Origin of the sequence: Bacteroides sp. 1_1_30 (assembly GCF_020982715.1) — a bacterium.
Classification (GTDB): domain Bacteria; phylum Bacteroidota; class Bacteroidia; order Bacteroidales; family Bacteroidaceae; genus Bacteroides; species Bacteroides xylanisolvens.
Window position 1 is genome coordinate 1 of sequence record NZ_JAJKHN010000221.1, and the last position, 1154, is coordinate 1154.

General features: G+C 29.3%; 2 protein-coding genes. Both read right to left on the reverse strand.

Annotated features, from left to right (window positions below; genetic code table 11):
- On the reverse strand, positions 1-497 hold a 497-nt coding region (locus LPH68_RS26310), incomplete at its 3' end, for a methyltransferase (protein ID WP_230297280.1).
- Positions 494-1024: a methyltransferase gene (locus LPH68_RS26315; RefSeq protein ID WP_229038388.1), complete on the reverse strand. Its 531-nt coding sequence runs from the start codon at positions 1022-1024 to the stop codon at positions 494-496. The genes LPH68_RS26310 and LPH68_RS26315, both read right to left, overlap by 4 nt.
- Positions 1025-1154: the final 130 nt, after the last annotated feature.

Consider the following 1154-nt stretch of genomic DNA (forward strand, 5'->3'; position numbering starts at 1 on the left):
TATAAACATAATGTATGTATGGCTCCAAGCAGAAGAATAAAACTTAAATGACAAAATAGATCTCCCATTATCATCGGATTTCTCACTTTTTTATAGGGACCTTCCGTTATTAACTTTGAAGGATGCAAAAACCTATCTTTGGTTGCTTGCAGATTACAATTTACCACTTTAGTACCCCAAACAGACATAAAATATCCAATTAATGCAATAAGGATAATATTGTAAAGAACATTTTCCAACAGTATTACTTTTATGTCAAACAAAGAAAAAATGTTTAGTTTGAAGCGAGGTTGATTTAAGAAGGGCATAATATACCAAAGAATAGATATAAAAAAGCCCGAATAATACATTAATGTATATCTATTATTGCAAGATAAATCTAGTGTTTTAGACATATATTTACGATTCCCAACCTTAAATGCTATATAATAAGGAATCAACCAAAGAAATGAAATTATGGCCAAAATAATTTGGGTGGCCCAGCTAAAATAAATCATATTATTTTTGTATAATTTAAAAAATTACAAATAACCAACAATGCCATAAATAAAACTATAAATAATAGTTTTTGATCAAGGAGAACAGGGGTTTTCTTTCTATAAACTATAAGTTCTGATTTATAATATGGTTCTAAAGAATACTTAACCTGTATTTTTATCATAAAGAGATCTATAAATACATATATAGGGAATAAAATGCAAGTGTAGATTCCACCTGTTAATAACACCAAAGAAAAATGTCCTAATATATCCCCTATGATCATTGGATGTTGAACTCTTGCATATATTCCTTCTGTTAACAATTTACTTGGGGCATAAAATGCACTTTTAGTAGCTTCAATATTTTGAGAAACAGACTTTTTACCCCAAATGCCAAAGAAATATACAAACAACAGAAAAGAAACTGGAATATACAAAACATTAAAAAAAACAAATTCGCCATTTAACCAGTCATATATTCCATGCATCCTTGGTTGCTCTATAAAGGGTAATACATACCATATGAGTGCTGGATAAGTGCTCATAAAATATAACTTTTCCGGAATCTTTGATTGTTTTTTTAATTGAGAATTATGTTTTTTGTAACCTAGTAGAAATGCGTAATAATAAACCTGTCTCTTATACACATCTCCGAGCCCACGAGACCATGGCTAA

What these genes read in the sequence shown, in the direction of transcription:
- LPH68_RS26315 (WP_229038388.1), bottom strand. Translation starts at nt 1,024, where the DNA reads ATGAGCACTTATCCAGCACTCATATGGTATGTATTACCCTTTATAGAG.